The sequence below is a fragment of the Rhizobacter sp. genome (assembly GCF_031412495.1).
Lineage (GTDB): Bacteria > Pseudomonadota > Gammaproteobacteria > Burkholderiales > Burkholderiaceae_C > Schlegelella_A.
The window spans coordinates 1-9,127 of sequence record NZ_JANODC010000146.1 but is presented as its reverse complement, the minus strand read 5'-3'; the positions used below and the strand labels follow the sequence as shown (position 1 = coordinate 9,127).

10 protein-coding genes and 1 pseudogene are annotated in these 9,127 nt (G+C 70.6%); 3 read left to right on the top strand and 8 right to left on the bottom strand.

Going from position 1 to position 9,127, the window contains the following annotated elements:
- A pseudogene (locus AC30N0_RS05320) lies at positions 1–200 on the bottom strand (XdhC family protein); the annotation flags it as partial.
- A 134-nt stretch (positions 201–334) separates the two neighbouring features.
- On the opposite strand from AC30N0_RS05320, the gene katG reads away from it, so the two are divergent.
- Positions 335–2,593 carry a catalase/peroxidase HPI gene (katG, locus tag AC30N0_RS05315; RefSeq protein ID WP_489516890.1) on the top strand — a complete coding sequence of 753 codons (2,259 nt, stop codon included), beginning with the start codon at positions 335–337 and terminating at the stop codon, positions 2,591–2,593.
- A 72-nt stretch (positions 2,594–2,665) separates the two neighbouring features.
- Here the strand turns inward: katG and AC30N0_RS05310 are convergent, their stop codons facing one another.
- The 4 genes from AC30N0_RS05310 to AC30N0_RS05295 all read right to left on the bottom strand — a co-directional run bounded on the left by AC30N0_RS05310 (position 2,666) and on the right by AC30N0_RS05295 (position 5,915).
- Positions 2,666–3,490: an alpha/beta fold hydrolase gene (locus AC30N0_RS05310; protein ID WP_489516889.1), complete on the bottom strand. Its 825-nt coding sequence runs from the start codon at positions 3,488–3,490 to the stop codon at positions 2,666–2,668.
- A gap of 156 nt (positions 3,491–3,646) precedes the next feature.
- Entirely contained in the window at positions 3,647–4,282 is a 636-nt protein-coding gene (locus tag AC30N0_RS05305) for a glutathione S-transferase family protein (RefSeq protein ID WP_489516888.1), read from the bottom strand.
- A complete protein-coding gene (gene yghU, locus AC30N0_RS05300) occupies positions 4,279–5,145 on the bottom strand; it encodes a glutathione-dependent disulfide-bond oxidoreductase (RefSeq protein ID WP_489516887.1) in 867 nt (288 codons plus the stop codon). The genes AC30N0_RS05305 and yghU overlap by 4 nt, the downstream gene beginning before the upstream one ends.
- A 47-nt stretch (positions 5,146–5,192) precedes the next feature.
- Positions 5,193–5,915, bottom strand: coding sequence for a Rieske (2Fe-2S) protein (locus tag AC30N0_RS05295; protein WP_489516886.1), 723 nt, complete (start codon positions 5,913–5,915; stop codon positions 5,193–5,195).
- A 100-nt stretch (positions 5,916–6,015) separates the two neighbouring features.
- Between AC30N0_RS05295 and AC30N0_RS05290 the strand changes: the two genes are divergently transcribed.
- Complete coding sequence (locus tag AC30N0_RS05290; protein ID WP_489516885.1) at positions 6,016–6,999, top strand: toll/interleukin-1 receptor domain-containing protein; 984 nt, start codon at positions 6,016–6,018, stop codon at positions 6,997–6,999.
- On the opposite strand, the gene AC30N0_RS05285 is transcribed toward AC30N0_RS05290, so the two are convergent.
- Positions 6,956–7,444 carry a PIN domain-containing protein gene (locus tag AC30N0_RS05285; RefSeq protein ID WP_489516884.1) on the bottom strand — a complete coding sequence of 163 codons (489 nt, stop codon included), beginning with the start codon at positions 7,442–7,444 and terminating at the stop codon, positions 6,956–6,958. The two genes, AC30N0_RS05290 and AC30N0_RS05285, sit on opposite strands and share 44 nt — an antisense overlap.
- 11 nt (positions 7,445–7,455) lie before the next feature.
- Positions 7,456–7,935 carry a VOC family protein gene (locus AC30N0_RS05280; RefSeq protein WP_489516883.1) on the bottom strand — a complete coding sequence of 160 codons (480 nt, stop codon included), beginning with the start codon at positions 7,933–7,935 and terminating at the stop codon, positions 7,456–7,458.
- An 84-nt stretch (positions 7,936–8,019) separates the two neighbouring features.
- Here AC30N0_RS05280 and AC30N0_RS05275 point away from each other — a divergent pair, with 84 nt between their 5' ends.
- Positions 8,020–8,757: an aldolase gene (locus AC30N0_RS05275; RefSeq protein ID WP_489516882.1), complete on the top strand. Its 738-nt coding sequence runs from the start codon at positions 8,020–8,022 to the stop codon at positions 8,755–8,757.
- On the opposite strand, the gene AC30N0_RS05270 is transcribed toward AC30N0_RS05275, so the two are convergent.
- On the bottom strand, positions 8,747–9,127 hold a 381-nt coding region (locus AC30N0_RS05270), incomplete at its 5' end, for a hypothetical protein (protein WP_489516881.1). The genes AC30N0_RS05275 and AC30N0_RS05270 overlap by 11 nt on opposite strands.

The window sequence follows — 9,127 nt, the reverse complement described above, 5'->3', positions numbered from 1 at the left end:
TCGGCGACCCGCATCTCGCGCGCGACGGCGATGCCGTTCTTGCAGGCCATGCGCCGGCGTCGGGCCTCGTTGTTGCGCCGGCTGCCGACCGCGCCGACGTAGAAGGCGGGCGTGCGCAACGCCTCCATCAGCGCCAGGTCGTCGCGCTTCGGGTCGTGGGTCAGCGCGACGACACCGCTGCGTCGGTGGCTGCGAACAACGCGGTCTTGCGCAGCGACGGGCCCTCGTCATGGTGGCGCCTATGGCCGCGATTGAGTGTTTTTTGTCGCGCGACGGATGGCACTTGACCAAAATCCTGAGACCGCAACGCATGTTGTTCTTTCAGGAGTCGCCGATGGATCGCGCAAACACCGAAGCCAGGTGCCCCTTCAGCCAAGCCGCTGGCGGTGGCACCACGAACCGTGACTGGTGGCCCCAGCAGTTGCGCGTCGACCTGCTGCACCACCACTCCGCCAAGTCCGACCCGATGGGTGCCGAGTTCGACTACCGCAAGGCCTTCCAGAGCCTGGACCTGGCCGCGCTGAAACAAGACCTGGCGGCCTTGATGACCGACTCGCAGGACTGGTGGCCGGCCGACTTCGGCCACTACGGCCCGCTCTTCATCCGCATGGCCTGGCACAGCGCCGGCACCTACCGCATCGGCGACGGACGCGGCGGCGCCGGCCGCGGCCAGCAGCGCTTCGCGCCGCTCAACAGCTGGCCCGACAACGTCAGCCTCGACAAGGCCCGCCGGCTCCTCTGGCCGGTCAAGCAGAAGTACGGCAACAGGATCTCGTGGGCGGACCTCATCGTCCTCACGGGCAACGTCGCGCTCGAGAGCATGGGCTTCAAGACCTTCGGCTTCGCCGGCGGGCGGCCCGACGTGTGGGAGCCCGATCACGACGTCTACTGGGGCCGCGAGACGAAGTGGCTCGGCGGCGATGTGCGCTACTCGCAGGGCTCGCCCGGCGTCGAGGAAGGCCACGGCGTCCTCGTCAAGGACGACGACAGCGAGGTGCCGCACTCGCGCGACCTCGAGAACCCGCTCGCCGCGGTGCAGATGGGCCTCATCTACGTCAACCCCGAGGGCCCGGACGGCAAGCCCGACCCGATCGCCGCCGCCCGCGACATCCGCGACACCTTCGCCCGCATGGCGATGGACGACGAAGAGACCGTCGCCCTCATCGCCGGCGGCCACACCTTCGGCAAGACCCACGGCGCGGCCTCCGCGGAGCACGTCGCCAAGGAACCGGAAGCGATGGACCTCGAGCACCAGGGCTTCGGCTGGCACAACAGCTTCGGCACGGGCAAGGGCGGCGACACGATCACGAGCGGCCTCGAGGTCACCTGGACCAGCAAGCCGACGCAGTGGACGAACGAGTACTTCGAGAACCTGTTCGGCTTCGACTGGGAGCTGACGAAGAGCCCGGCCGGCGCCCAGCAGTGGGTCGCCAAGGGCGGTGCCGGCGCCGGCACCATCCCGCATGCGCACGACCCCGGCAAGAAGCTGGCGCCGACCATGCTGACGACCGACCTGTCGCTGCGCATGGACCCGGCCTACGAGAAGATCTCGCGCCGCTTCCTCGCCAACCCCGACCAGTTCGCCGACGCCTTCGCGCGCGCCTGGTTCAAGCTCACCCATCGCGACATGGGTCCGCGGGCGCGCTACCTCGGCCCCGAGGTTCCCGCCGAGGAGCTGATCTGGCAGGACCCGATCCCGAAGGTCGACCACCCGCTCGTCGACGCCCAGGACATCGCGTCGCTCAAGCAGAAGGTGATCGGGTCGGGCCTCACGGTCGGCCAGCTGGTCTCGACAGCGTGGGCCTCGGCGTCCACGTTCCGCGGCTCCGACAAGCGAGGCGGCGCCAACGGCGCGCGCATTCGCCTCGCGCCGCAGAAGGACTGGGCCGTCAACCAGCCGGCCGAGCTCGCGAAGGTGCTGAAGACTCTCGAAGGCATCCAGGCCGAGTTCAACGGCGGCGCGAAGACGGGCGGCAAGAAGATCTCGCTCGCCGACCTCATCGTCCTGGCCGGCGCGGCCGGCGTCGAGAAGGCCGCGAAGGACGCCGGCCAGACGGTGACCGTTCCCTTCCGGCCGGGCCGCATGGACGCGTCGCAAGCGCAGACCGACGTCGAGTCGTTCGCCCCGCTCGAGCCCGTCGCCGACGGCTTTCGCAACTACCTCAAGGGCCGCTACAGCGTGCCGGCCGAGGCGCTCCTGATCGACAAGGCGCAGCTGCTGACGCTCACCGTGCCCGAGATGACCGTGCTCGTCGGCGGCCTGCGCGTGCTCGGCGCGAACGTCGGAGGTGCAAAGCACGGCGTCTTCGCGCAGCGCGCCGGCACGCTCGGCAACGACTTCTTCGTCAACCTGCTCGACATGAACATCGAGTGGAAGTCGACGGCAGCCGACGCCGCCACGTTCGAGGGCCGAGACCGCAAGAGCGGCGCGCTGAAGTCGACCGGCACGCGCGTCGACCTCGTGTTCGGCTCCAACGCCCAGCTTCGCGCCGTGGCCGAGGTGTATGCGGGCGCGGACGCGAAGGCGAAGTTCGTCGCCGACTTCGTCGCCGCGTGGACGAAGGTGATGGAGCTCGACCGCTTCGACCGCTGATCCGCGCCGCGACCGGCGCGCCGCGACCGGCGCGCCGGGAAGTCCCTGGCGCGTCGGGCGTGCGGCCGCCGGTCAGCCTCGCTGCACGAAGCTCAGTACGTCGGCGATCAGCCGCTTCTTGTCCGAGGCGAGCAGGCCGTGCGGCGAGCCCTCGTACTCGATCAGCGTGCTGTTGGCGATGCCCTTGGCGGCAGCGCGGCCGGCGGTGTCGATCGGCACGGTCTTGTCGGCGGTTCCGTGGATGACGAGCGTCGGCACCTTGAACGCCTTCAGGTCGGGGCGGAAGTCGGTCGTCGCGAACGCCTTGGCGCAGGCCAGCGTCGCTTTCACGCTCGCTTGCATCGAGACGTCGCGCGACCACTCGAGCACCTCGTCGCTGACCCGGTGCGAAACCAGGCCGACGCCATAGAAGTCCTTGAAGAAGCCGGTCCAGAACTTGGCACGGTCTTCCTTCATTGCCTGCGTCATCTCGTCGAAGATCGACTGCGGCACACCCTGCGCGTTGTCGGCCGTCTTCAGCATGTAGGGCACGACCGAGGCGACCAGGATCGCCTGGCGCACATTGCGGCCGCCATGCCGGGACATGTAGCGCGCGACCTCGCCGCCGCCCATCGAAAAGCCGAGCAGCGTCGCGTCCCGGGCGTCGCATTGCTCCATCACGGCGGCCAGGTCGTCGGCGAGGGTGTCGTAGTCGTAGCCCGACCACGGCTGATCGCTGCGGCCGAAGCCGCGCCGGTCGTACGAGATCGCTCGCAGGCCGGCGTCGGCGAGGGCCATCGACAGGTCGTCGAAGCTGTCTGCCGAGAGCGGCCAGCCGTGCATCATGATCACCGGTCGGCCGCTGCCCCAGTCCTTGACGTAAAGCTTGCAGTTGTCCTTGGTCGTGACCGTGCCCATTGAGTCTCCTGGTTGATCGAGTGGATCGGTCGAGACTAGTCCGGAGCGCCAGCTAGGGGACGGCGGACGCGCATCGACCCCTTGCGCAGTGCGGGCGTGCATCCGGTCGCGTCGCGCCCGCGTGCCCCTCGCACGCGGCGTGCCCGATCCGGGTGCTTACTGCCGGCCCGCCATCGATGGCCGCTCGGCCATCGCCGCCCGCCACCGGAGCAGATGCGGGTGCTGCTCGCCGGCCTTCACCTTCACGACGCGCGCGAAGTCGACGGCGACCACCGCCGTGATGTCGGCGATGCTGAACCGCTCGCCGGCGACGAAGGCGCGGTCGGCCAGGCGCTCGTTCAGCGTCGCGAAGAACTGCTGCACCCGTGCCAGGCCGCGCTGCGCCAGCTCCGGGATCTGCGGATAGTCGACCCGGCCGGGCAGCGCCCGGTTGGCCATCGCCGGCGCGCTGTTGCGCATGGCCTCGGCGATCGCCAGCAGGCCCTCGAACTCGACGCGCCAGTTCCAGCTCGCCACGTCGGCCTTCTCCCACGGCGTCGAGCCGAGCAAGGGCGGCTCCGGAAAGCGCGCCTCCAGGTAGGCCGCGATGGCGGCGTTGTCGGTCAGCAGGCCGTCGTCGGTTCGAAGCGCGGGCACGGTGCACTGCGGGTTGATCGCCTGGTAGGCGTTGCCGAGCTGCTCGCCGCTGCGCAGGTCCACCTGCACCGTCTCGTGCGCGACGCCCTTCTCGGCCAGGAGGATGCGGGCACGTCGCGGGCTCGGCGCGGTGGCGCAGTCGTAGAGGGTGATCATGTCGGGACCTCGTCGAAGTCGCTGGCGTCGTGGCGTTCGCGCAGCTGGCTCGCCGGCTGGCCCCAGGTTCGGTTGACCCTCCGGCCGCGTCTGACGGCCGGGCGGCGGGCGATCTCGTCGGTCCAGCGAAGAACGTTCGCGTACGCCTGCACCTGCAGGAACTCGCCGGCTTCGTAGAGCTGGCCCTTCGCGAGCGTCCCGTACCAGGGCCACACCGCGATGTCGGCGATCGTGAATTCGTCGCCGGCAAGGTACCGGCTTTCGGCCAGGCGGCGGTCGAGCACGTCGAGCTGGCGCTTGACCTCCATGGCGTAGCGGTCGATGGCGTATTCGATCTTGCTCGGCGCATACGCGTAGAAATGGCCGAAGCCGCCACCCAGGAAGGGCGCGCTGCCCATCTGCCAGAACAGCCACGAGTGGCACTCGGCGCGCTCCGCCGTGCCGAGGGGCGGCAGGAAGGCGCCGCCGAACTTCTCGGCCAGGTACAGCAGGATCGCCCCCGACTCGAACACCCGCACCGGCGCTGGCCCGCTGCGGTCGCAGAGGGCCGGGATCTTCGAGTTCGGATTGACCTGGACGAAGCCGCTGCCGAACTGATCGCCCGCGTTGATGTCCACGAGCCAGGCGTCGTACTCCGCTCCTGCGTGGCCGAGCGCGAGCAGTTCCTCGAGCAGCACCGTGACCTTGACGCCGTTCGGCGTGCCGAGTGAATACAGCTGCAGCGGATGGCGGCCGACCGGCAGCACCTTCTCGTGCGTGGACCCTGCGACAGGCCGGTTGATGCCGGCGAAGCGGCCGCCGCTGCGGCCCGGCTGCCAGGTCCAGACCTCGGGCGGGACATAGGGCTGCGCTTCGTCGTTCATGCGGCGATCTCCGGAGGTGGGCTGCAAGCCAAGCCCGGCAGGGCGCGCTACGCCCGGCAGCTGCGCCACTGTCTGCTGTAGCTCGCCGCCGACTGCACGACGGCGGTGGCGCCGCTCGGCCTTCGCTGACCGCTGCCGGTCTCGATCTCCAGCTTCGCCGCGTACTTCTCGAAGAAGGCGTCGAACATCTCGCCGCCGCGCGTGCCCACCGCCTGCAGCTGGTCGCTGCCGGCGTCCCACTCCAGCAGCACGGCGGCGAGCGGCTGCGGGGCCGGGCCGTCGATCACGCGCGCGCCCTGCAGCGGGTCGTAGCGCGAGTTGTCGCCGCAGCAGTGGATCTCGTGCGCCGGCTCGCCGCGGCCGCCGCTGCGCAGGCCGATGAAGCTGATCGCCGCGGTGGGATACATCAGCTTGTGCGCGCAGATCGCCGAGAACGCGACGATCGACCGGTTCGCGCCGACGCCGGCCGGTGCCGCGTAGCGCTGCTTGCCTTCGGTGACGAGTTCGGCCGGCTTGACCTCGCGCTCGAACGCGAACAGGAACACCGGCGACACCGTGTACGGGTAGTTGAAGAGGAAGGCTTCGCCGGGCCTGAGCTGGCTTGCCCGCCAGGGCCTGCCCTGGGCATCGACGAGCAGCGAGCGCGGGTGCACCTGCACCTCGCCGGCGGCCACCGCCGGCAGGGCGCTGGCGGCCGCCCAGGCGCTGGCGACGCAGGCGGCCTGGCGCATCAGGTCGCGGCGGCGCAGGTCGTCCGGGTCGGGCTGCATGCGGGAACCCTACACGAGCGGCGAAGTCCGAGCAATGCGTTCGGCAGGAACGCGTCTCCCCGGCGGCGCCGGGCTATGCTGCGGAGGCCCTGCGGACGCCATGCAGCAGCCCCACATCTTCGTCAGCTACCGCCGCGACGACGCCGCCGGCTATGCCCGCGCCGTCCACGACGAGCTCGTTCGCTGCTTCGGTGCCGAGCGCGTCTTCATCGACGTGGACGACATCAACGCCGGGCAGGCCTTCAGCGAGGTCATCCAGCGCTCGGTCGGCAGCTCGGCGGTCCTGCTGGCGCTGATCGGCAAGCGCTGGCGAGGCGAGCGCGAAGGCGCCGCACCGCGCATCTTCGAGGCCGGCGACTTCGTGCGGCAGGAGGTCGCGGCCGGGCTGGCGAAGGGCCTGCGCGTCATCCCGGTCCTGCTGGACGGCGTGGCCATGCCCGACCCGGCGCAGCTGCCGCCCGACCTGGTCGCCCTGCCTGGCCGCAACGCCCTCGTGCTCGACAACACGCGCTTCGCGGCCGACATGGCCGAGCTGGTGCGCGAGGTGCGCGGCGCGCTCGCCGAGGCGGCGCCGCGCCGGAGCCCGGCCGCCGAGGCGCCGCGGACCGGCTGGTGGATCGCCGGGCCGGTGCTGGCCCTGGTGGCGCTCGGCGCACTGTGGCAGTGGCAGCAGCGATCGCCGCTGCCCGCGGCAGCGTCGCGCGCCGAGCAGGCTCCGCCCGCGGCCCGCGTCGAGATCAACGGGGAGTGGCGAGCCGACGTCACCTACGACTGGGAGAACGCCCGCTTCGCCGAGCGCTTCACCTTCACCGGCGACGGCGACGAACTGCACGGCAGTGCCTCGTTCCTCGGCGTCGCGCGCGGCGTGCTCGAAGGCCGCGTCGATGCCGCCGGCCTGCGCTTCGTCACCCGCACGAGCGAACTGGGCAGCAGCGGCAACGGCGCCGTCGTGCATCGCTACCGCGGCCGGCTGGCCGGGGACGAGCTCCGCATCGTCATGCAGACCGAAGGCGGCAGCTCCGTCCACGTGCCGATCGAATTCATCGCCCGGCGGGTGGCGGCGGCGTCGCAGGCGAGTCGCTGAGGCGGAACTGCTGCCAGGCCTCGGGCGTGGCGATCTGTACGCCGAAGCGCCGCGCTCGCGGCGCGAGCCGCAGCACGGCCCGGTCCCGCGTCAGCAGCACGTGCGCGCGCCGCGCGATCGCCAGGTCGATGAACACCTGATCGTCGGGATCGGTGCAGCGCAGGCATTCGGCGGCGCCGAGCGGCGGAAGGTCGCCGACGTCCACCGCGAGCGCATCGAAGGCGGCCAGGACGACAGGCGCATCGACCGCCCACCGCGCCAGCGATGGGCGAACGGCGACGCGGGCCAGCTCGTCGCGCATCGCCCGGGTGCAGAGCCATCGGCATTGCCCCGATGCCAGCGCCGCCTCGATCGGTGCGCCGACCGGGTGACGGAACACGAGCCAGTCGAGGACGACGTTGGTGTCGAGCACCAGGTCCAGCGCCGCTCGATGGCGCTCGATCACCGCATGCCGCGTCAACCGCGCCGCGCCGCCTCGATCGCGGCGATGTCGATCTTCTTCATCTCCATCATCGCCTCGAACACGCGCCTGGCCACCGCCGGGTCGGCGTCGGCGATGCCTTCGACGAGGGCGCGCGGGGTGATCTGCCAGGACAGGCCCCACCGGTCCTTGCACCAGCCGCACATGCTTTCCTGGCCGCCGTTGCCGACGATCGCCTGCCAGAGGCGGTCGGTCTCGGCCTGGTCTTCGGTCGAGATCTGGAACGAGAACGCCTCGCTGTGCTTGAACTCCGGCCCGCCGTTGAGGCCGATGCAGGGAATGCCGGCCACCGTGAACTCGACCGTGAGGACATCGCCCTGCCTGCCGCTGGGATAGTCGGCCGGCGCGCGGTGGACGGCACCGACGGAGCTGTCGGGGAAGGTGGCGGCATAGAACCTCGCCGCGTCTTCGGCGGTGCCGTCGTACCAGAGACAGAGGGTGTTCCTGGCGATCATGTGCGTTGCTCCTGGATGCGTCGCCATTGCATCAGAAATCGTGTCGCGCCGGGCTAAGCTGCATGCACGAAAGGAGCGCCACCGATGACCCCCACCCCCAGCCCCTCCGAGCTCGACGGCGATGCCGTGCGGAGCCTTCGCGAAGACCTCGCCCTGGCCTTGCGTGCGGCGGCGCACCACGGCCTGGCCGAAGGCGTCTGCAACCACTTCAGCGTCGAGCTCCCCGACCGTTCGGGGCGCTTTCTCCTCAACCCGCGCGGCCTGCTCTGGAGCGAGGTCGGCGGCGACGACATCGTGATGGTCGACGGCGCGGGGCAGCGACTGGCGGGCAGGCACGAGGTCGAGCCGACGGCGATGTTCATCCACGCCGCCATCCATCGCCTGTGCCGCAAGGCCTGCGTCCTGCACGTGCACATGCCGTACGCGACCGCGCTGACGCTCACCGCCGACCGCGGCCTCGACACGGCGCTGTCGCAGAACGCCATGCGCTTCCACGGCCGCGTCGCGGTCGACGCCGGCTACAACGGCCTGGCCCTCGACGCCTCGGAAGGCGAGCGGATCGCCAGAGCGATGGGCAGCGCCGACGTCGCCTTCCTCGGCAACCACGGCATCGTCGTGTGCGGCGAGCGCATGGCCTGGGCCTACGACGACCTCTACTACCTCGAGCGGGCCTGCATGGTGCAGGTGCTGGCGCAGTCGACCGGGCGGACGCCGCTGCCGGTCGGTGCCTCGATCGCCGAGCGCGTGCGCGAGCAGACGCTCGGCGATCGAACGCAGTCGGAGCTGTTCTTCGAAGCGCTCCGGCGCAGCCTCAAGGCCTGAAGACGTACCCCGGCGTGATCGCCACGCTCGCCGGGATCGGCGGCAGGTCGGAGAACAGCTCGGGCTTGTCGCGCATCACCTTCAGAATGTGCTTCGGCTCGATGTGCTTGTTGACGTCGAAGGTCGACTTGATGATGCCCAGCCGGCTCAGCCGGTCTTCGGCGGCGAAGAGCGCGCGGTAGTTGTTGGCCGAGAGGCGGCGGTCGTTCTGCTGGATGTTGAACTGCATCGCGGCCTCGGCCACGTCCTGCTTGAGCCCCGGGATCCAGCGCGTCGCGACCTGCGCCGCCAGCTTCGGGTTGGCGCGCATCCACTTGTCGGCCTCGGCGACGGCGGCGAGGAACTTCTCGATCGTCTCGCCGTTCTTCTC